General features: G+C 55.0%; 20 protein-coding genes. 11 read left to right on the forward strand and 9 right to left on the reverse strand.

The genetic code is table 11. The features are described from left to right. Positions 1-11 precede the first annotated feature (11 nt). From hisC to QBD29_RS03765, 3 genes are read left to right on the forward strand one after another with little or no spacing between them, the layout of a single operon-like run. Positions 12-1,103 carry a histidinol-phosphate transaminase gene (hisC, locus tag QBD29_RS03755; RefSeq protein WP_280099986.1) on the forward strand — a complete coding sequence of 364 codons (1,092 nt, stop codon included), beginning with the start codon at positions 12-14 and terminating at the stop codon, positions 1,101-1,103. Beyond that, positions 1,100-2,023, forward strand: a complete 924-nt coding sequence (locus tag QBD29_RS03760) for a prephenate/arogenate dehydrogenase family protein (protein ID WP_280099987.1) — start codon at positions 1,100-1,102, stop codon at positions 2,021-2,023. Before hisC ends, QBD29_RS03760 begins: the two co-directional genes overlap by 4 nt. Next, on the forward strand, positions 2,024-2,986 hold the full coding sequence (locus tag QBD29_RS03765; RefSeq protein ID WP_280099988.1) for an extensin family protein: 963 nt from the start codon (positions 2,024-2,026) through the stop codon (positions 2,984-2,986). On the opposite strand, the gene QBD29_RS03770 is transcribed toward QBD29_RS03765, so the two are convergent. Further along, positions 2,983-3,996, reverse strand: a complete 1,014-nt coding sequence (locus QBD29_RS03770; protein WP_280099989.1) for a DUF2125 domain-containing protein — start codon at positions 3,994-3,996, stop codon at positions 2,983-2,985. The genes QBD29_RS03765 and QBD29_RS03770 overlap by 4 nt on opposite strands. A 65-nt stretch (positions 3,997-4,061) precedes the next feature. On the opposite strand from QBD29_RS03770, the gene QBD29_RS03775 reads away from it, so the two are divergent. Beyond that, complete coding sequence (locus QBD29_RS03775) at positions 4,062-4,604, forward strand: gamma-glutamylcyclotransferase (RefSeq protein WP_280099990.1); 543 nt, start codon at positions 4,062-4,064, stop codon at positions 4,602-4,604. 4 nt (positions 4,605-4,608) lie between these two features. Here the strand turns inward: QBD29_RS03775 and QBD29_RS03780 are convergent, their stop codons facing one another. After that, complete coding sequence (locus QBD29_RS03780) at positions 4,609-5,079, reverse strand: NfeD family protein (RefSeq protein WP_280099991.1); 471 nt, start codon at positions 5,077-5,079, stop codon at positions 4,609-4,611. Between the two features lie 9 nt (positions 5,080-5,088). After that, the gene (locus QBD29_RS03785) at positions 5,089-6,030 is read right to left on the reverse strand and encodes an SPFH domain-containing protein (protein WP_280099992.1); all 942 of its coding nucleotides are present in this window, start codon (positions 6,028-6,030) and stop codon (positions 5,089-5,091) included. 151 nt (positions 6,031-6,181) lie between these two features. Between QBD29_RS03785 and QBD29_RS03790 the strand changes: the two genes are divergently transcribed. Further along, complete coding sequence (locus QBD29_RS03790) at positions 6,182-7,375, forward strand: biopolymer transporter ExbB (RefSeq protein WP_280099993.1); 1,194 nt, start codon at positions 6,182-6,184, stop codon at positions 7,373-7,375. A gap of 3 nt (positions 7,376-7,378) precedes the next feature. After that, complete coding sequence (locus QBD29_RS03795) at positions 7,379-9,316, forward strand: peptidoglycan -binding protein (protein WP_280099994.1); 1,938 nt, start codon at positions 7,379-7,381, stop codon at positions 9,314-9,316. Here QBD29_RS03795 and QBD29_RS03800 read toward each other — a convergent pair. The 5 genes from QBD29_RS03800 to pyrF all read right to left on the reverse strand — a co-directional run bounded on the left by QBD29_RS03800 (position 9,303) and on the right by pyrF (position 12,926). Further along, complete coding sequence (locus tag QBD29_RS03800) at positions 9,303-9,974, reverse strand: glutathione S-transferase N-terminal domain-containing protein (protein WP_280099995.1); 672 nt, start codon at positions 9,972-9,974, stop codon at positions 9,303-9,305. The genes QBD29_RS03795 and QBD29_RS03800 overlap by 14 nt on opposite strands. Then, positions 9,971-10,390: a GFA family protein gene (locus QBD29_RS03805; protein ID WP_280099996.1), complete on the reverse strand. Its 420-nt coding sequence runs from the start codon at positions 10,388-10,390 to the stop codon at positions 9,971-9,973. Before QBD29_RS03805 ends, QBD29_RS03800 begins: the two co-directional genes overlap by 4 nt. A gap of 12 nt (positions 10,391-10,402) precedes the next feature. After that, positions 10,403-11,656 carry a DNA polymerase IV gene (locus QBD29_RS03810; RefSeq protein ID WP_280099997.1) on the reverse strand — a complete coding sequence of 418 codons (1,254 nt, stop codon included), beginning with the start codon at positions 11,654-11,656 and terminating at the stop codon, positions 10,403-10,405. 186 nt (positions 11,657-11,842) lie between these two features. Continuing rightward, complete coding sequence (locus QBD29_RS03815) at positions 11,843-12,142, reverse strand: hypothetical protein (RefSeq protein WP_280099998.1); 300 nt, start codon at positions 12,140-12,142, stop codon at positions 11,843-11,845. 88 nt (positions 12,143-12,230) lie between these two features. Further along, a complete protein-coding gene (gene pyrF, locus QBD29_RS03820; protein WP_280099999.1) occupies positions 12,231-12,926 on the reverse strand; it encodes an orotidine-5'-phosphate decarboxylase in 696 nt (231 codons plus the stop codon). A gap of 69 nt (positions 12,927-12,995) precedes the next feature. Here pyrF and QBD29_RS03825 point away from each other — a divergent pair, with 69 nt between their 5' ends. The 5 genes from QBD29_RS03825 (at position 12,996) to QBD29_RS03845 (ending at position 18,799) form a co-directional block, all read left to right on the forward strand. Next, the gene (locus tag QBD29_RS03825; protein WP_280100000.1) at positions 12,996-13,481 is read left to right on the forward strand and encodes a hypothetical protein; all 486 of its coding nucleotides are present in this window, start codon (positions 12,996-12,998) and stop codon (positions 13,479-13,481) included. Between the two features lie 88 nt (positions 13,482-13,569). Beyond that, positions 13,570-14,712 carry an MFS transporter gene (locus QBD29_RS03830; RefSeq protein WP_347936246.1) on the forward strand — a complete coding sequence of 381 codons (1,143 nt, stop codon included), beginning with the start codon at positions 13,570-13,572 and terminating at the stop codon, positions 14,710-14,712. A gap of 13 nt (positions 14,713-14,725) precedes the next feature. Further along, positions 14,726-15,907 carry an MFS transporter gene (locus tag QBD29_RS03835; protein ID WP_280100002.1) on the forward strand — a complete coding sequence of 394 codons (1,182 nt, stop codon included), beginning with the start codon at positions 14,726-14,728 and terminating at the stop codon, positions 15,905-15,907. 148 nt (positions 15,908-16,055) lie between these two features. Further along, positions 16,056-18,665: an ATP-dependent chaperone ClpB gene (gene clpB, locus QBD29_RS03840; protein ID WP_280100003.1), complete on the forward strand. Its 2,610-nt coding sequence runs from the start codon at positions 16,056-16,058 to the stop codon at positions 18,663-18,665. Between the two features lie 8 nt (positions 18,666-18,673). Further along, the gene (locus QBD29_RS03845; RefSeq protein ID WP_280100004.1) at positions 18,674-18,799 is read left to right on the forward strand and encodes a hypothetical protein; all 126 of its coding nucleotides are present in this window, start codon (positions 18,674-18,676) and stop codon (positions 18,797-18,799) included. 44 nt (positions 18,800-18,843) lie between these two features. Here the strand turns inward: QBD29_RS03845 and QBD29_RS03850 are convergent, their stop codons facing one another. Further along, the gene (locus QBD29_RS03850; protein WP_280100005.1) at positions 18,844-19,326 is read right to left on the reverse strand and encodes a fasciclin domain-containing protein; all 483 of its coding nucleotides are present in this window, start codon (positions 19,324-19,326) and stop codon (positions 18,844-18,846) included. Positions 19,327-19,563 lie beyond the last annotated feature (237 nt).

The raw sequence follows: 19,563 nt of genomic DNA on the forward strand, positions 1-19,563 counted from the left end.
AAGGAAGACGGATGAGCACGCGGATCAAACCACAGCCAGGTATTATGGATATTGAGCTTTATGTGGGCGGCAAAGGGGCCGTTAAAGGGCAATCCAATACCGTTAAGTTGTCGAGCAATGAGAACCCTTGGGGGCCGTCTGAGGACGCAAAGCAAGCCTATCGTGCGGTGGCGGGGGATTTGCATGTATATCCGTCTGGAGATCATGGCCCGCTGCGCACGGCCATAGCCGAGGTTACAGGATTGGACGCGGAACGGATCATTTGTTCGAACGGGTCGGATGAGCTGATTTCATTTCTGTGTCAGGTTTATGCGGGTCCAGGTGATGAGGTGTTGTTCACCGAGCATGGTTTTTTGATGTATAAATTGTGCGCCCAAGCGGCAGGGGCGACTCCTGTGGCTGTGCCAGAAAAAGAACGCCATACGGATGTGGATGCGTTGTTGGCGGCGGCGAATGAGAATACGAAACTGGTGTTTATTGCCAATCCGAACAACCCTACAGGCACGATGATTTCTGCCTCTGACGTTGCGCGGTTGGCGGATGGTTTGCCAGAACAGGCGTTGCTGGTACTGGACGGTGCGTATGCCGAGTTTGTGGACGGATTTGATGGCCATGCGGATTTGGTAGACGAACGTGAGAACGTGTTTATGACGCGGACGTTTTCCAAGATTTATGGGCTGGGTGGATTGCGGCTTGGCTGGGGATATGGCCCTGCAGAGATTGTGAACACGCTGCACCGAGTGCGCGGTCCGTTTAATGTAAACGCAAGCGCATTGGCTGCGGGTGAAGCGGCAATGCGGGATGTGAATTACACAGTTAAATGCCGCGAAACGAATGCGCAGTGGCGCGAGTTTCTGCGTGAAAAGCTGTTGGGCATAGGCATTGCCTGTGATGCCAGCCAAACGAATTTTGTGCTAGCGCGGTTTGGATCAGAGGCGGAGGCCGACGCGGCGGATCAGGCGCTGAGCGATGCTGGGTTGCTTGTGCGGGCCGTGAAAAGTTACGGGTTGGCAGAGTGTTTGCGCATCACTGTTGGCAAAGGCGCGGATTGCAAGCGGGTGGTTCAGGTGTTGCAAGAGTTTAAAGACGGTTGGGTTGCATGACACAGATTTACGACAAAGTGGCGCTGATCGGGCTGGGCCTGATTGCGGGGTCCATGGGGCTGGCCATGAAAAAGGCTGGGCTGGCGGGAACAATCGTGGGCCATGCGAAATCCGAGGCCACGCGCACAACGGCGTTGCAATTGGGGCTGGTGGACACGGTGTGCGCAACGGCAGCAGAGGCAGTGGCCGATGCGGATTTGGTGGTGTTGTGTGTGCCAGTTGGGGCGATGAATACCGTGGCCGCAGAAATTGGCCCTGCATTGAAAGTGGGAGCGACCGTATCTGACGTGGGGTCAGTAAAGGCCCGCGTGATCGAAATGGTTCAACCGCATTTGCCCAACACGGTGCATTTTGTGCCTGCGCACCCGATTGCAGGGACAGAGAACTCTGGCCCGAATGCAGGGTTTGCGGAGTTGTTTATGGGCAAGTGGACCATTTTGACCCCTGTGCCAAATGCCAACGAAGCGGCGACTGAACAGCTGCGCCAATTGTGGGCGGCCATGGGTGCAAAAGTGGATGTTATGGAACCTGAGCGCCATGATTTGGTGCTGTCTGTAACCAGCCACGTGCCCCATTTGATCGCCTACACAATGGTCGGTGTGGCTGATGATCTGGAGCGCGTGACTGATAAGGAAGTTATCGAATTTTCTACAGGTGGCTTTCGTGATTTCACGCGTATTGCCGCGTCTGATCCGACCATGTGGCGCGATGTGTTTTTGAACAATAAGGAAGCGACGCTCGATATTTTGGGGCGGTTCACGGAAGAGCTGTTTGATCTGCAAAGGGCCATTCGGCGCGGGGACGGGGATCAGTTGTTTGATCATTTCACGCGCACGCGGGCGATCCGTCGGGGGATTGTTGAAGCAGGGCATGATACGTCTGCTGATGATTTTGGACGTGCGCCAAAGAAGGACGATTAGATGCGGTTTGGGGGCATTTGGATGGTTTTGATGCTGGCCTTTGGGCCAAGCATGGCGGCTGCGCAAGCGGTTGAAACTTCGCCCCGACCTGTGCTGCGTCCGGTGGAGATTGAGGCGAAATTCACCACGGGTGCGGCGCCCTTTGTCTCAAAACGCCCCCGTTTGCGGCCTGTTGCGGGGCCATCGGCCACCGCGGTTGCGGTGCAAAAAGTGGTGGTGGAGCAAACCATCAGCGATGATCTGTCTGCGCGTAAGGTGACAAAGACAGAGCCGTTGAAAAACGTTGTGGCGCAAACAAATACGGGCGTTGTGACAGTGACAAGCCCGTTTGCGGTGGCCAAATCGTTGCGACCCAAGGCGCGTCCGCGCAAGTTACGCGTGGCATTGGTGGAGCCTTACAAACCGGGCAAGGTGGAAAAGGCCGTGCGGTATCGCAAAAAAGGTTCCGTTTGCGGGATCAACGGGTTGCGCGGGTATCACGTGAAGCGGATCAGCGGCAAAGGCGGATGCGGAATCAAGAACCCTGTGAAACTGACCGAAGTGGATGGCGTGAAAATGACGCGCGAAGTATCCATTGGGTGTAACACCGCCAAAGCGTTTTACAGTTGGATGCAGAACAGCGCGAAACCTGCGGTGGGGCGCAAAGGGGGCGGTTTGGGCAAGGTGCAAATCATTGCAGGTTATTCCTGTCGAAACCGTAACAGCGCCAAAAGCGGCAAATTGTCGGAACATGCGAAGGGCAATGCGCTCGATATTGCGGGGTTTGTGTTGAAGGACGGGACCATGTTATCGGTGCTGCGCGATTGGCGGGGTCGATCCAAAGGGCGTATTCTAAAGCAGATGCACAAGACCGCCTGCGGGCCGTTTAAAACCGTGCTGGGGCCAAACGCGAACCGGTTTCATCAGGATCATTTCCATTTTGATGTGGCATCACATCGTGGTGGCGGGACCTATTGCCGTTAAGGTGTGGTGTTGAAGCGGATCGCGGGGGCGCGGCCGATTGGAATCGGGCCAAGCGAGATAAATCCGTTTTTAAACGATAAAGGCGCATCGAGCGTATCTGGATTTCCTGACAATCGAGCGAGCAGACCAAGACCACCTGTGAGTGTGCTTTGCATTTCGGCGGGGATGGCCCCTGCGCGTACACCAAGGGCGATCATGTTTTCCCAGTTTTTGGCGCGCACGGAAACTTTGCCACTGGCGGTGCCTGCAGCATCAACGGTGAGGTCGCCTTTGGCTTCGAAGTTCATTTCGCCCCATGTGGCAGAGAAATCTTTGATTTTGAGCGCGGTCAATTCTGGTTTTGTGCCTTCCACTGCGTGACGGTCCCATGGGGCATCAAACCCTGCGCTGATGTCGAGGCGCATGGTGTCAAACACGTCGGGCAATTGGCTGTCTGGGTCGATGAGTTTGGTAAAGATGCGGGCAGGTTTTACGCCATCGGCCTGAAAGAAAATATCGTGGCTGTTTGCTATGCCGGCTGTTTGGCGGGTGGCCAATTTTGCGGCTTTGAGTTCGGATGTCCAACCTTCGCTAGAGGTCAGGGTGACGTTGGTCATTTCCCCTGTCAAAGCATTGAGCGCTAGATCGGTGTCTGCGGTGAATTTAATGCTGGTGCGGATCGCATCGGAGTTTACGTTGATGCGTTCATTGGGGGTGGAAACCGTGTGTTCGGGGGGCAGCACAGCGATGATATGGTTTGGCTTGTAGCTGAGCGAGAGGATTTGCAATTCGGGTGTGCGCCATGCCCAGCGGGATTTTGGGTCTGCTAGGTTGAGGTTCGTGATCTTTGTGTCAAAGCGGCTCGGGTAGCCTTGGACCTTGAGGCTGTCGTAATCTGCGACCCAGCCAGCGGTGCGGCGTTCTTCGAGCCAAGTTTCAAGCCCTGATTGTTGTGCCGAAGAGCCGACATACCAATATCCAGACCAGCCAAGGGTGACGACGATCAGAATTCCAAAGAAGATGCGAACCATGGGCGAGGCCCCTTTTCATTTCTATTTGCAGCGGGTTATAGCAGGCCAACGAAGGGTTGCCAGTGATGAATATAAAAGACGGTTTTTGGGTATTTGGGTACGGATCTTTGGTCTGGCAACCAGGATTTGAATTTTCCGAGAGTCAAATTGCGCGGATGGATGGGTTTTCACGTAGTTTTTGCATGTGGTCGATCCATCATCGCGGCACAGAAGAAAACCCAGGATTGGTGTTGGCATTGGACCGCGCGGACGATGCTTTTTGCGATGGAGTGGCGTTTTTTGTGCCCCCTGAAACAGCGCCAGAGGCATTGCAGTATTTGCGGGATCGGGAGCTGATTTCATCGGCGTATCTGGAGGAAATTCATCCGATCTTGTTGCGCGATGGGCGTGTTGTGGACAGCGTGGCTTATGTGATCAATCGCGATCATGTGCAGTATTGTGGTGGCATGGCGTTGGAAAAACAGGCGGAAATTATTGCGCGGTCTGTTGGGGGACGTGGCCCGAATACGGAGTATTTGTACAATACAGCGGAAGGGCTGGCCAAGATCGGGTTAAGCGATCCTGAGTTGGATTGGTTGGCTGACAGGGTTCGCACCCTATCAGCCTGATGTGTTAGCTGGTGGATTCCACCGTGAGGTTCATACCTTTTGCGGCACGAATGCGAACTGTTTCGCCCGTGGCCGAGGATTGCCCAGCGGCCCATGTGGCCCGCCAGCGCATACCTTCGATTTCCACTGCACCGCTGTTTGAACCTGCATCGTAATCCAACACTTTGGCGGTGCGTCCGATCAGGTGGTTAGACCGTTGGTTCAGCGTGGCGTGGGTTTCGCCCCCATCGCCAAATCGGCCAAGCGCCCAGCGGCCCGCAAATGTGAGGCCGATGGACAGAACCGCAAACAATGTGATCTGCAATTCGCCCGACATGGCGGGGAACAGCGCCGTTAGGGCCGCCATCACCAATGTGGCCAAAGCCACCCAGATCAGAACCGCCGTGCCTGTCAGCATTTCCAGCGCACCAAGGGCGAAGGCGGCGGCGACCCACCACCACGGAGACAGACCTTCAAGGATGTCTAAAAACGGCATGTGTCCTCCTTAAGCTTTGTCTTTGTCGCTAATGACAGCTTTGGCGATATCTGCGATGCCCCCGATGGAACCGATCAGGTTTGACGCTTCGAGCGGGATCATCACGGTTTTTGCAGATGGGCTGGAGGCCACATCGCGCAGAGCTTCGGTGTATTTTTGCGCCACGAAGTAGTTCACGGCTTGGACATCACCTGCGGCAATCGCTTCGGATACCATGCGGGTTGCTTCGGCTTCGGCTTGGGCGGCCCTTTCGCGGGCTTCCGCGTCAAGGAAAGCGGCTTGTTTGCGGCCCTCGGCTTCGCGGATTTGCGCTTCGCGTTCCCCTTCGGATTTCAGGATCGCGGACTGCTTCATACCTTCGGCCTGAAGGATTTCCGCACGTTTGTCCCGTTCTGCCTTCATCTGGCGGGCCATTGCTTCGGAAATGTCAGGCGGCGGTGCGAGGTCTTTGATTTCAACGCGGGTTACTTTGATGCCCCATGGATGCGCGGCTTCGTCGATAACGGACAGCAATTTTGCGTTGATGACTTCGCGGTTTGAGAGGCTTTCGTCCAAGTCCATGGAGCCCACAACAGACCGAATGTTGGTTTGTGTGAGGTTGGCCAGCGCACGATACAAATCACGCACTTCATAAGCGGCAGCGGCGGCATCAACGACCTGATAGAAGGTCACAGCGTCTGTGACGACCATAGCGTTGTCGCGCGTGATGACCTCTTGGCTGTCGATATCAAGCACGGTTTCCATCATGTTAATCTTGGCGCCAATTTTATCCATGATCGGGATCAAAAAGCGCAGACCAGGGGACAGGGTGCGAGTGTAGCGGCCAAAACGTTCAACGGTCCATTCTTCGCCCTGTGGGACGGAACGCACCATCATAAAGATAAGGACTACGGCAAATATGAGAATTGCGACGGCGGTGATGCCAACGGATTCAAATCCGAGAAGTTCCAAAATATTTCCTCCAAAAGTAACTTGTTTGATTGATATTTGGGGATTTTCAACGCGATTTACAATGGTTTAGTTGGCTTTTCGCGCGGTAACTTTGCATTTGGCATCGCAACGGGGACGCGATAGGGTACGGCCAAGCAGGTGTCAGGCAAAAATGATGTTACAGGCAGATCGAAAAGCAGACCCGCACTTTACCCAACCTGTGCGGCAGATCCTCATGATGCTGATGTTCGTCGTGATGGTAACGATTGGGGCGTTTTTGTCCTATCAATCGTTGCTGCCGATTTTCATGGCGAATGTACTGCTGAACGGCTTTATCATGTTCGTGTTTGTGTTCGGCATTATAGCGTGTTTTTGGCAGGTGTTTACGTTGGTCAGTTCGGTCAGTTGGATCGAAGGGTTTGCGCTGGATCGCCCGGGACATGAGTTTGTTGATCCACCAGGATTGCTGGCCCCTTTGGCGCATTTGTTGCGCAAGCGGGGCGCGCGCACATCGCTGACATCAACCAGCACGCAGAGCATTCAGGACAGTGTGGCGACGCGATTGGACGAAGGGCGCGAGATTACCCGTTATGTGATTAACCTGTTGATCTTTTTAGGATTGTTGGGGACGTTTTACGGACTTGCCGTGACCGTTCCTGCGGTTGTGGACACGATCCGATCTTTGGCACCGCAAGAGGGTGCAAATTCGATGGATGTGTTTGACAACCTGATGACAGGGTTGGAACGTCAGCTTGGCGGGATGGGCACGGCATTTGGGTCATCCCTGTTGGGCTTGGCGGGATCACTGGTTGTTGGGTTGTTGGATTTGCTGGCGGGGCGCGGGCAAAATCGGTTTTACCGCGAATTAGAAGAATGGCTGTCATCAATCACGCGCATTGGTGTTGGGACCAGTGATGGGGACATGGGCAATGTCGAGAATTTTGCCATTGCGGATATGCTGGAGCACACAACATATCAGATTGAAAACCTGCATGATTTGCTGCGCCAAAGCCAAGAGCGGCGCAATGAAACGGATAAACGCGTGGCGCGATTGACCCAAGTGGTAGAGCGATTGGCCGAGAGTACCGCGCAGGCGCAGGGCAGTGGTGACAAGCTGGTTGAGCAAATCGCCTATGGTCAAAAGCAGATGATTGACGTGATGCAAAATGGCCAAAAGGACGAAGTTTGGGATGCGGAGGCCAAGATGCGGCTGCGCAATATCGACACGCAATTGTTGCGCATTCTGGAAGAAATGACCGCAGGCCGCCAAGACGCAGTGAGCGATTTGCGCAGTGATTTGCTGGGGCTGACATCCACCTTGCGCAAGGCCATTGGTGTTTCGAGCAATTCTGGTGACGAGGGGTAAATTATGGCCCTGAACCGCCGTTCGGCAAACCGATTTTCTGCCAATATCTGGCCTGGCTTTGTGGATGCGATGACGGCGCTGTTGCTGGTGCTGATGTTTGTGCTGACCATTTTTATGGTGGTGCAATTTGTGTTGCGTGACACGATCACCGGCCAAGACGCAGAATTGGATGCCTTGTCAAATGAGCTGGCGGGGTTGTCCCAAGCGTTGGGGTTGGAACAGGCGCGATCAAGTGATTTGCAGGGCAATGTTGATTTGCTGACGGCCACGTTGGAAACGGCCCGCACAGAAGCCGAAGCGCAGGCCGCGTTGATTGCGTCCCTGTCTTCGCAAACGGAAAATCAGGCGGCGCAGATTGCAGAGTTTGAAGATCAAGTTGCATCGCTGTTGGCGCAAAACAGCGATTTGGCCAGCACACTGGAGCAAAGCCAATCGCGGGTTGCTGTGCTGACAGGCGAAGTGGCTGAGGCCGCTGATCGCGAAGCGGATTTGCAGGATCAAAACCGCGTTTTGCTGGCGGATAAGGCGGCGTTGGAGCAGGCCAATCTGACGGTGATTTCAGAGAAAGAGGCGCTGCAATTGGCTTTGGCGCAAGCGCGCAGCGAAATCGACGAAGGTGTCGAGGCCGCACGTTTGGCAGCGGCGCGGCGCGAAGCCTTGGAAGCACTGATCGCAGATTTGCGCAGTGATGTTTCGCAAAAAGAAGGATCGTTGGCGGATGCTTTGGCGTTGCTGGCGCAGACGCAGGCGGATTTGGAAGGGTCACGTGGATCCCTGAGCGCGGCGTTGTCTGCGATGGGAAACACGGGAACGGATTTGTCGGACGCGCAAAGGGAATTGCGCCAAGCGCAGGCGGAATTGGCAGAGCGGGATGCGGTTATCGCAGCGCAAGGATTAACCGAACAGGAATTGCGCGCGCGGCTTGATGAATTGGTGCAGGGGCTAACGGATGCGGAGAAGGCGAAGCTGGCCGAAGCAGCCGCAGCGGCGGCACTGCGTGAACGATTGAAAGGCGCAGAGGACGAATTGACGGCCATGACATTGGCGTTAGAGGCGCAGCGCAAAGAAGCGGAAAATACACTGACCCTGTTGGCGGCGGCCCGTGCCGAGATCAGTGATGCAGATGTTAAGGCGGCGGAAAACCTGTCTGAGGCGGAGCGCCAAGCAGCGCTGTTGGTGGTTGCGCGTCAAGAGTTGGCAGAGGAGCAAGAAGTGAGTTTAGAGGCGCAGCGCAAGGTGGCGCTGTTGAACTCGCAAACTGTGGAATTGCGCAAACAGCTCGATACGTTGCAAGGCTTGCTCGATTTTGCAAACGCGGCAGATCAGAAGAGCAAAGTTCAGATCGAAGCGTTGGGCAAAAATCTGAATACAGCGCTGGCGCGAGTGGCCGCAGAGCAAAAGAAATTGGCCGAACAAACGCAAAAAACCGCCAAACTGGAAGAGGCCGAGCGCAAACGTTTGGAAGAAGAAGCGAAAGACCTACGTAAATTCCGATCTGAGTTCTTTGGGCGTTTGCGCGATGTTCTTGGCAGCCGCGAAGGCATTCGGATTGTGGGTGACCGATTTGTGTTTTCATCCGAAATTTTGTTTGGCGCTGGGTCGGCCGAGCTTGGCCCCCGTGGCCAAGAAGAAATCGCCAAGGTTGCGAACATTATTTTGGATGTGGCGGATCAAATTCCCAGCGAGATCGACTGGATTTTGCGGGTCGATGGGCACACCGACAAGGTTCCGTTGTCTGGGACAGGGCTTTATGCGGATAACTGGGAGCTGAGCCAAGCGCGGGCGCTATCGGTGGTGAAATACCTGATTTCTGATCTGGGTGTGCCCGCTGAACGACTGGCGGCGAACGGTTTCGGGGAGTTTCAACCGATTGTGGACGGGGATAGCCCCGAAGCGTTGGCGTTGAACCGTCGGATTGAGTTGAAGTTTACCGAGAAATAGGCGGTTTTGCCTTTTCAAGGTAATCGTCCATGGCGGGACGGTAGGCCTCAAGCTCTTGGGCAATCACATCAAAACCTTGCAGGCGTTTATCGTAGTCGCGCACGATTTCTGGCCAGTCTATGGGAAGGTTTAAAGCGGGTTCAAATGCTTTGATCCACGCGAAAGTCATGGCAAAGCCGCAGTCACACATCCACAACTTGGACGGGTCCAGCGGGTTTTGGGACAGTAGGAGTGCAAGGGAGGCCAGTTGTTTTGAAATAGCCGCGCCCCCTGCGATGACCGCGTTTGTGTCGCGGGTTTCAAAGGCAACTTGGGGGTACATGGCGCGCACGGCAGGTTCCAAACGGGTGTCGTGCGAGCGGCTGAATTCACGCGCTTTTGCCCGTAGTTTTGGGGTGTCGGGCAACATGGGTGTGGCTGGGAATGTTTCTTCTAGGTATTCGGCGATGGCTTCGGAATCGGACAGCATGAACCCGTCGTGGATCATTGCGGGGATGTTGCCTGAAGGGACGATGGCGCGGTAGGCATCCGAGCCGTAGCCGCCAGGTGGGGGCAGCTGTTCAAAGGGGATGTTTTTGTGGCGTAACAGGATGCGCAGTTTGGCCGAATAAACAGCGACTGGGACGGAATAGATGGTGAGCATGGGCGTTGATTTCATTCGTTGAGCCGAGAGCGTGCAGAGGTTGGGAACCGTTCCAGATCATCGTCGATCTGCAACCATTGAAGTTTGCTGCCCACATGTGCGTGAAGCGCTGGCGGGAGATCATCTGCTTGGTCAATCAGGCCGACAGAAATGTAGATTGTGTCGGGTAGATAATCGTATTGGCCTGTGAGTGGTGAACCGCAGTTTTTGCAAAACCCGCGTTTGACGCCAGTGGTGATGGTTGCGAATTTTCGCGCGTCTGGCGAGAAGTTTATGGCAGAGATGTCGAACGCGGCAAAGGCAGCGACAGGCGCGCCTGTGACCCGCCGGCAATCGGTGCAGTGGCAATAGGTGACGATGGAAGGTGGTTTTGCCGCGTGAAACCGCGTCGCGCCGCAGTAGCATTGGCCTGAGAAAGTTTTGGGAGACATGGGTAAACCGATCTAGCGCAGGGAGCGCCCTTTGAGGATTGCGTCTTTGCCGAACCGTTCGCGGATGGCGTCGGTGGCGCGTTCGGCCTTAGCGCGTTTGGCGGCGTCTTGTTCGAGCAGGTCCATGTAGTGGTCTGCCTCTTCGGGGCGGGTGAGGTGGCTGACGCCAACGCCGATCAGGCGAAAGGGCGCGCGATCCATCACGCCGTCGAGCATTTGGCGGGCGTTGGAATAGATGCGGTCGGCCATTTGGGTCGGTTCGTTTAATGTGGTGGAGCGGGTGAGGGATTTAAAATCAGATTTCTTGACCTTAAGGGTCACGGTTTTGCCCGCGTATTCTTTGGCTTTGCAGCGATCCGATACCTGTTCGGCCAAGCGCCAGAGGTGGCCGTCGAGGAGGTCGGCATCAGAGGTGTCTTCAAAGAATGTGGTTTCTTTGGAGATGCTTTTGACGGGGTCGCGGCCCGTAATACGGCGCTGATCGAGACCGCGCGCGAGATGCCAAAGGCGGTCGCCCATGCTGCCGTATCGTTCGCCAAGGGCCTTACGTTCGCGCCGACGTAGATCGGCAAAGGTCTGGATGCCGTCGCTTTGCAGCTTCTTTTGCAATACAGGGCCCGCGCCCCAGATTTTTTTGATCGGGAGTGGGGCGAGGAGATCGAGTGTTTCGTCCTGCCCAATGACGGAAAAGCCGCGCGGTTTATCAAGATCAGAGGCGAGTTTGGCGAGGAATTTGTTGTGCGACAGGCCAATGGAGCCAGAAATGCCGATTTCGGTTTCCATGCGTTTCACCAAACGGGCGAGCATGACAGCAGGGGGCGCGCCGTGCAGTTTTTCGGTGCCGCTAAGATCAATGAAGGCTTCGTCCAATGACAGAGGTTCGATGGCGGGGGTGAGATCGGACATCATTGATTTGATTTGTTTTGACACCTCTACATAGGTGCTCATGCGGGGGGGCACGACCACGGCATCGGGGCAGAGTTTCAAAGCCTTGAAAATGGGCATGGCGGAATGCACGCCGTTGATGCGGGCGATGTAGCAGGCGGTGGAGACCACACCGCGCTTGCCGCCGCCGATGATGACGGGTTTGTCGCGGATTTCTGGATTATCGCGTTTTTCGACAGACGCATAAAAGGCGTCGCAATCCATATGGGCGATGGACAGGTCAAACAGCTCTGGGTGTTGCAACACACGCGGCGAGGCGCAGTGTTCACAGCGCGGTTTTGGCGCGCAGACAGTTAGGCAATCACGGCAGAAGGCGGACATTGGCAGCAAGGTCTTTCGCAGAATACTGTCGTATTATCGCAAATGCCTGCTGCCAAGGCCAGTCAGTTGTCGCGTAGCCTTTCGCGGTAACCGTGAGTCACTTGGTGGTGGTTGAGAGACCTGTCAGTAACTGAGATGCAATGCGTTTCGCGAAGGGTTGATGTCTCAGGTTTTTAGCGAAACGTTTTAGTTGTTAAAATCGGCTCGTGCCCGTTGCACGATCATGCCAGGACAGTTGCGGTTGCCGATTGAGTTGATGATCACGTACCAAACGACTTCGCCTGGGCGGCCTGCTTTGGAGTATTCACAGCCAGATGGGTGTGTCCACCATTGGTTGGAATAGCCAGCAGGGGGCATGTGTTTGGACGATGGTGCGCCCGCGCCAAAGCCCTTTTTCGCGAAGAGTTCAAAACCTGCGTGTGCAGATGTAGACAACGCCGCAATGGCGATGGCCGTTGTTAGTGTGGTTTTCAAAAGGGGTTTCATCCCAAGCTCCTCTGATTGCTTTGAGGGTAGCTTCGGCCAAGGGCGTTACGGAGGTCTTAAAGATAAAACTGGAGTATCTTGGATTTGATTAAACTGAGGCCAGTTCCGAGAGGATTGCTTTGGTGGCAGCCACAGGGTCGTCTGCTTGGATGATGGGGCGTCCCACGACGATATGGTCGGCACCATCGCTTACGGCAGAAGCGGGGGTGGCGATGCGTTTTTGATCGCCAAGGGCGGCACCTGCTGGGCGCACACCTGGTGTGACGATAAGTTTGCCTTTTGCTTCGGGTAGGGCGCGGATCAAAGTGGCCTCTTGGGGGGAGGCGATCACGCCGTCTGCACCTGCGGATAAGGCGAGGCGGGCGCGTTCGATCACTAGGTTTTGGATTTCTCCAGACTGGATAAGGCAATCGTCTAGGTCAGTGCGATCCAAGGAGGTGAGGATCGTTACTGCGAGGATTTTGAGATCTGTATCACCGCGACCAGCCACAGCGGCGCGAACCACATGCGGGTCCCCATGTACCGTCAGAAAATCGAGGTTGTACTGTGCGATGCCCGATACCGCCCGTTCCACCGTCGCGCCAATGTCAAAGAATTTCATATCCAGAAAGATGCGTTTGCCACGTTCTTTCAACTCATTCGCGAGCGCGAGGCCGCCCCCAGTGAGCATACCAAGGCCGATTTTGTAAAATGATACGCTGTCCCCGAGTTTATCGGCGATTTCCATGCCGTCGAGGATGTTGGGAACGTCGAGGGCGACAATTAGGCGATCATCTGGCGACATGGGAAGCTCCTATCTGGGTTGGCAGGGGTTTGCGTTTGTGATGGGATAAAGTCAAGAGAGGGTGCAGAGATGAACGCAGTGCGCGCGGCCTTGGAACGGTTTGATGGAACGCATACGGCGGAATTGGTCGGTGCAATGGACATGGCGCGTGCGGATGTCGCGGGTTTGGTTGCGCTGTGTTTCGATCCAGATGTGGCGGTTGCGGCCACGTGGTTGGTTAAGGCGTTGGTCGAACAAGGCACGGATGTTACGTTGGACCATGTGTTTGCCAGTTTACAGGCGCAAACGGAATGGGCGGCGCAGTTGCACATTTTACAGTGCGTTCAGTTTGCACCAATGGCCGCCGTGGCGCATGTGGATGCTGTTCGCGATTTGATGGGAGCAGATAAAGCATTGGTGCGGGTTTGGGCGTTGGATGCGTTTGTGCGCATCGCACAATGTGCCCCCAAATTTCGCAAAGACGCAAAAGGTTTTGTAGAGGCGGCTTTGGCGGCCAAAGCAGCAAGTCTTCGCGCACGGGCGCGTAACCTGAAAGTCGTTTGCGCGGGTTGGTGAGCCGTGATAGCGTCAACGTATAGTTGATGGAATTTTAAATTTGTTTTCTTCAGCCACGACACCGCCGCGTTTCATAACGCTTGTATTTTTGACGGCCATATCAGTGCTTTCGCTGAATATGTTTTTGCCGTCCCTGTCCAATATTGCCCGCGATTTGCAGGTGGATTATTGGATTGTGAACCTGTCTATCGCAGGGTATTTGGCGATTTCCGCTGTGCTGCAAATTGTGATGGGGCCTTTGTCTGATCGGTGGGGACGCAGGCCAATTTTGTTGGCGGCGATGGGGATATTCGCGCTGGCCTCTGTCGGGTGTTTGCTTGCGCAGAACATTTGGGTGTTTTTGGGATTTCGAATGCTACAAAGCGCGGTGATTGCGGGCATGGCTTTAAGCCGTGCGGTGATCCGCGATATGGCCCTGCCCAAAGAAGCGGCGCGCATGATGGGGTATGTTTCCATGGTGATGGCGTTGGCCCCGATGTTAGGGCCTGTGGTGGGCGGTTTGATTGATCAGGCCTTTGGTTGGCGTGTGACGTTTCTGCTGTTTGCAGCGCTTGGCGTGTTGGTTTTTGTGATGGCTTGGGTCGATCTGGGAGAAACCAACACAAACACATCGGACACATTTTTAAGCCAATTCAAAACCTATCCTGCGTTGGTTGGATCGGGCCTGTTTTGGGGGCATGTGGTGTGCCAATCCTGTTCGGTGGGCGCGTTCTATGTGTTTCTGGCCGGCGCGCCGCTGGTGGGGGAAGTGGCGTTTGATCTGAGCCCTGCGCAGGTTGGCATTGGCATGGGGGCAATCACAGGCGGGTTTGTGATTGGGAACTTTTTCACGGGGCGATATGCGCTGCGCTTTTCGCTGGGCAGTATGATGGTTGCAGGGCGGGTTATCGCCGTATTGGGAATTGCAATGGGGTTGATCCTGATGATGCTGGGATATTTGCATCCCGTTGTTCTGTTTGGATCGGTTGTGTTTATCGGTGTGGGCAATGGGCTAACCCTGCCTGCGAGCAATTCGGGGGCCATGTCGGTGCGCCCTGATCTGGCAGGCAGTGCGTCTGGTTTGTCTGGTGCGGCCGTGGTGGCGGCAGGGGCGGTTCTGACGTTTGTAACGGGGGCGGTTTTGACCCAGATGACGGGGCCTTTTGTGTTAATGATAATTCTGATGGGTGTGAACATTCTGGGTTTGATTTCGGCCATGTATGTGCGAGCAGTGGAGCCGACACTGGAATAAAGGCCGCAAGATCATGAATGCTGGGATCGTTTCTTTGGTGCTCGCCTATGTGCTGAGCCAGTTTTACCGCGCCTTTCTGGCAGTGATGTCACCTGAGTTGCAGATTAGCATCGGGGCGACCCCTGCGGATTTGGCTGCGGCGAGCGGCGTTTGGTTTCTGGTGTTTGCCTGTATGCAAATCCCGATTGGTGAATTGTTGGATCGGATTGGGCCACGTCTGACATCGAGCGTGATGTTCGCTATTGGCGGTGCAGGTGGTGCCGCCGTCTTCGCGATGGCAAGCGCGCCTTGGCATATTTCGGTTGCGATGGGGATGATCGGTTTTGGTTGCGCCCCTGTGTTGATGGCGAGTTATTACATTTTTGCGCGCGCTTATGCGCCTGCGGTGTTTGCCACGTTGGCGGGTGTGACGCTGGGGATTGGGAACCTTGGCAATATCGGGAGTTCGCTGCCCATGACCATGGCCGTGGAGGCCTTTGGCTGGCGGGGAACCATGTGGGCGCTGGCGGCGGCCACATTAATCATTGCGGTGGCGGCGTTCTTTTTTGTGCGTGATCCTGAACGGGCAGAAGGCAGTGCATCTGGGTCGGTTTTGGTTTTGCTGAAGAAGCCTGTCATTTGGCCGATTTTGCTGATCATGATGGTGAATTATGTGCCCGCAGCGGGCATCCGTGGCCTGTGGGCGGGGCCGTATTTGGATCAGGTGTTTGGCGCAACTGCGGCGACGATTGGGGGTGTAACACTGGTCATGAGCATCGCGATGGCGGCGGGGAATTTCATCTTTGGGCCGTTGGATCGGATTATTCCAAGCCGTAAAGCCATTGTCCTGGCTGGCAATGTAGCAGGGGTTGTCAGTGTAGGCTTGTTGGCTGTGTTTGCAGGCCATTCGGTGTTTCTGTCGGCCGTGTTGTTTGCCCTTGTGGGGGTGTGCGGGGCCACGTTTGTCGTGATCATTGCGCATGCCAAGACATTTTTTCCAGAGCATTTGATGGGACGCGGTGTGACGTTGTTGAACCTGTTTGGCATTGGCGGGGTTGGAATTTTCCAATCCTTGTCAGGGCGGGTTTACAATGGGGTGTCGGGCGGTCTTGGCCCAGTGGACACGTACCAAGTTTTGTTTGGCTTCTTTGGCGCGGCTTTGTTGTTCGGCTGTGTCGTTTATGCCTTTAGCCGTGATGGCCGCAACGAGGGTTGATTTGAGTATTTTGAGACCAAAGAAACTATGAGGTTGGCCCCTTGTCGGCGGGGGGGTTCGTTCCTATTTTATCCGTAAGGCTTGCACCACGACGTGCCTATGAAGGGCGTCTTATTATATCGGCAAGCGCTTATAGAAGGAGAAGACCATGAATTTGGAAAAATTCACTGAGCGGTCTCGGGGCATGATTCAAGCAGCCCAGACCATAGCGATGCGCGACGATCATCAGCGTTTCACACCACAACATTTGTTAAAGGCTCTGTTGGATGACGGCGAAGGGTTGGCGGCCAATTTGATTAAGGCAGCCGGTGGTGATCCTGCACGGGTTTTGCAGGATGTTGATGTGAACTTGGGTAAACTGCCAAAAGTGTCTGGCGATGCTGGGCAGGTTTACATGGATGGCCAAACGGCGAAGGTTTTTGGCGAGGCGGAGAAGCTGGCGCAAAAGGCTGGGGATTCATTTGTGCCTGTGGAACGGATGTTAACCGCGTTGGCCATTGTGAAATCCGATGCGGCGACCATTTTGAAAGATGCGGGCGTGACAGCGCAAAGCCTGAACGCGGCCATCAATGATGTGCGCAAGGGGCGGACCGCCGATAGTGCGTCTGCGGAAGATGGGTATGACGCATTGAAGAAATATGCGCGGGACCTTACGGCAGCGGCGCGGGACGGCAAGATTGATCCGATCATCGGGCGCGACGAAGAAATTCGCCGTGCGATGCAGGTGTTGAGCCGTCGGACCAAGAACAACCCTGTTTTGATTGGGGAACCGGGCGTGGGTAAGACCGCGATTGCCGAGGGTTTGGCTTTGCGCATTATCAATGGCGATGTGCCTGAGAGTTTGGAGAATAAGACGCTTATGGCGCTCGATATGGGGGCGTTGATTGCGGGCGCGAAGTATCGTGGCGAGTTTGAGGAGCGGTTGAAATCCATTCTGACCGAAGTGACCGAGGCGGCGGGTGAGATCATCCTGTTCATTGATGAGATGCACACGCTGGTTGGCGCGGGTAAATCGGAAGGTGCAATGGATGCGTCGAACCTGTTGAAACCTGCGTTGGCGCGGGGGGAATTGCACTGTGTTGGGGCGACGACCCTTGATGAGTATCGCAAACATGTTGAAAAGGACGCGGCACTTGCGCGGCGGTTCCAGCCTGTTGTGGTGCAAGAGCCAACTGTGGTGGACACGATTTCGATCCTGCGGGGTATTAAAGAGAAATACGAAGTGCATCACGGCATTCGGATTTCTGACAGTGCGCTTGTTTCAGCAGCGAACTTGTCCAACCGTTACATCACGGATCGGTTTTTGCCAGACAAGGCGATTGATCTGATGGATGAAGCGGCAGCGCGGTTGCGTATGGAAGTGGACAGCAAGCCAGAAGAGCTGGATGCGATTGATCGTGAGTTGTTGCAAAAGCAGATCGAAGTTGAGGCACTGAAATCCGAGAAGGATGCGGCGTCGAAAGATCGGTTGGAGACGTTGCAGAAATCTGTGGCGGAGTTGCAAGAGCAATCAAGCCAGATGACAGCGGCCTGGCAGGCGGAACGCGATAAACTGGCCGGTGCGCGAGACATCAAGGAAGAGCTGGATGGTGCGCGGGTGCAATTTGAAAACGCGCGGCGTGCGGGTGATTTGGCCAAGATGGGTGAATTGCAGTATGGCGTGATCCCTGATCTGGAGAAGAAGCTGGCCGAGGCTGAGGGTCGTGAAGACGACGTGATGGTCGAGGAAGCCGTGCGTCCTGAGCATATCGCCAGTGTTGTTGAACGCTGGACGGGTATCCCCGTGGATAAGATGCTGGAGGGCACGCGTGAAAAGCTGCTGCGCATGGAAGGCGAACTTGGCAAGCGGGTCATTGGGCAGCTGGATGCGGTTACGGCGGTGTCCAATGCTGTGCGTCGATCCCGTGCTGGGCTGTCGGATGAGAACCGTCCGCAGGGGTCGTTCCTGTTCCTTGGGCCGACTGGTGTGGGGAAAACCGAGCTGACCAAGGCGTTGGCGGAGTTTCTGTTTGATGACGACAGCGCCATGGTGCGCATTGATATGTCTGAATTCATGGAGAAACATTCCGTGGCGCGGCTGATCGGGGCGCCTCCTGGTTATGTTGGCTATGACGAAGGCGGTGCGCTGACCGAAGCAGTGCGGCGCAGGCCATATCAGGTTGTCTTGTTCGATGAAGTTGAGAAGGCGCATCCAGATGTGTTTAACGTGCTGTTGCAAGTTCTGGATGATGGGGTTCTGACAGATGGGCAAGGGCGGACTGTGGATTTCAAGCAGACGCTGATTATCTTGACGTCCAACCTTGGCAGCCAAGCGTTGAGTCAATTGCCCGAAGGTGCAGATGCCGAACAGGCCAAGGCCGATGTGATGCAAGCCGTGCAGGGGCATTTCCGACCCGAGTTTATCAACCGTCTGGATGAGATCGTGATGTTTGATCGGTTGAGCCGTAGCAACATGGACGGGATCGTTGATATCCAGTTGGGTATTTTGGAGCGCCGTTTGGAAGCACGGAAAATTGCGCTGGATTTGGATGAAGCTGCAAAGACGTGGTTGGCGGATCAGGGGTACGACCCCGTTTACGGTGCGCGTCCGTTAAAGCGGGTGATCCAGAAAGCGGTGCAAGATCCGTTGGCAGAGTTGTTGCTGGCGGGGGATGTGCTGGATGGGTCCACCGTGACGATTGGTGCCGATGACAATGGGTTGGTGATCAACGGGGTTGGCAAAGCGCCAAAGAAACCCGCTGATGAACCCGTGCATTAGGTGATGCAATGATTGGTTGGCTTTTACGGTTTGTAGCGAAGGTTATCTTCTTTGTGACCGTAAAGCTGGCCATCATTTTCTGGCCGATCACTCTGGTGGCCGTTGGCTATGTCTATTTGGTCTATTTGAATTAAGGAAGGGGCGCCGCTATGGGCGCCCCTTTTGGTTCTATTTGGGTTTAGGACCCTGGCAGGATCACTGTGTCCACCACATGGATTACGCCGTTCGATGCGACGATGTCAGCGGCTGTCACCGTTGCGTCGTTCACTTTGACGCCGTTCTTCGCGTTCACGGAAAGTTTTTCGCCGTTCACTGTCTTAACGTTGGCCTTTTTGCCTGCGATATCACCAGACATCACTTTGGCTGGTACCACGTGGTAAGTCAGGATCGCGACCAGTTGGTCTTTGTTCTCTGGCTTGAGCAGTGTCTCAACAGTGCCTTCTGGCAGGGCGGCGAATGCCTCGTCAGTTGGGGCAAACACTGTGAAAGGGCCGTCGCCTTTGAGTGTGTGGACGAGGCCAGCTGCTTTGGCTGCGGCCAGCAATGTGTTGAACGAACCAGCAGATGCGGCTGTTTCCACGATGTCTTTGGTGGCACCAGCAAAGGCAGCTGGAGCAAGCATCAAAGTTGCGGTGGCGGCGATAAATGTTCTACGGATCATGTGATCTCTCCCTTTGTGAGTTGTTCCCGTGATTGGGAATGAACGGGTTACGGCGGGAGTTGTGATTTAGATTTATGAAGTTTTTGCCATTTGGCCCTTGAAACGAAGTAAATCGGACTAAGCTGCGGGCATTTTGAAAGTCAAATGACGAATATGTGTGAGCGGGCTTGGAAATGTTTCAAAGTTTTTTTGATCTACATTTCAGAAACCCACGAAAATGTCTGTAAGTGACAGCAG

Origin of the sequence: Amylibacter sp. IMCC11727 (assembly GCF_029854195.1) — a bacterium.
In the GTDB taxonomy this organism is placed as follows: domain Bacteria; phylum Pseudomonadota; class Alphaproteobacteria; order Rhodobacterales; family Rhodobacteraceae; genus Amylibacter.

What these genes read in the sequence shown, in the direction of transcription:
- hisC (WP_280099986.1), top strand. Translation starts at nt 12, where the DNA reads ATGAGCACGCGGATCAAACCACAGCCAGGTATTATGGATATTGAGCTT.
- QBD29_RS03760 (WP_280099987.1), top strand. Translation starts at nt 1,100, where the DNA reads ATGACACAGATTTACGACAAAGTGGCGCTGATCGGGCTGGGCCTGATT.
- QBD29_RS03765 (WP_280099988.1), top strand. Translation starts at nt 2,024, where the DNA reads ATGCGGTTTGGGGGCATTTGGATGGTTTTGATGCTGGCCTTTGGGCCA.
- QBD29_RS03770 (WP_280099989.1), bottom strand. Translation starts at nt 3,996, where the DNA reads ATGGTTCGCATCTTCTTTGGAATTCTGATCGTCGTCACCCTTGGCTGG.
- QBD29_RS03775 (WP_280099990.1), top strand. Translation starts at nt 4,062, where the DNA reads ATGAATATAAAAGACGGTTTTTGGGTATTTGGGTACGGATCTTTGGTC.
- QBD29_RS03780 (WP_280099991.1), bottom strand. Translation starts at nt 5,079, where the DNA reads ATGCCGTTTTTAGACATCCTTGAAGGTCTGTCTCCGTGGTGGTGGGTC.
- QBD29_RS03790 (WP_280099993.1), top strand. Translation starts at nt 6,182, where the DNA reads ATGATGTTACAGGCAGATCGAAAAGCAGACCCGCACTTTACCCAACCT.
- QBD29_RS03795 (WP_280099994.1), top strand. Translation starts at nt 7,379, where the DNA reads ATGGCCCTGAACCGCCGTTCGGCAAACCGATTTTCTGCCAATATCTGG.
- QBD29_RS03800 (WP_280099995.1), bottom strand. Translation starts at nt 9,974, where the DNA reads ATGAAATCAACGCCCATGCTCACCATCTATTCCGTCCCAGTCGCTGTT.
- QBD29_RS03805 (WP_280099996.1), bottom strand. Translation starts at nt 10,390, where the DNA reads ATGTCTCCCAAAACTTTCTCAGGCCAATGCTACTGCGGCGCGACGCGG.
- QBD29_RS03810 (WP_280099997.1), bottom strand. Translation starts at nt 11,656, where the DNA reads ATGTCCGCCTTCTGCCGTGATTGCCTAACTGTCTGCGCGCCAAAACCG.
- QBD29_RS03815 (WP_280099998.1), bottom strand. Translation starts at nt 12,142, where the DNA reads ATGAAACCCCTTTTGAAAACCACACTAACAACGGCCATCGCCATTGCG.
- pyrF (WP_280099999.1), bottom strand. Translation starts at nt 12,926, where the DNA reads ATGTCGCCAGATGATCGCCTAATTGTCGCCCTCGACGTTCCCAACATC.
- QBD29_RS03825 (WP_280100000.1), top strand. Translation starts at nt 12,996, where the DNA reads ATGAACGCAGTGCGCGCGGCCTTGGAACGGTTTGATGGAACGCATACG.
- QBD29_RS03835 (WP_280100002.1), top strand. Translation starts at nt 14,726, where the DNA reads ATGAATGCTGGGATCGTTTCTTTGGTGCTCGCCTATGTGCTGAGCCAG.
- clpB (WP_280100003.1), top strand. Translation starts at nt 16,056, where the DNA reads ATGAATTTGGAAAAATTCACTGAGCGGTCTCGGGGCATGATTCAAGCA.
- QBD29_RS03845 (WP_280100004.1), top strand. Translation starts at nt 18,674, where the DNA reads ATGATTGGTTGGCTTTTACGGTTTGTAGCGAAGGTTATCTTCTTTGTG.
- QBD29_RS03850 (WP_280100005.1), bottom strand. Translation starts at nt 19,326, where the DNA reads ATGATCCGTAGAACATTTATCGCCGCCACCGCAACTTTGATGCTTGCT.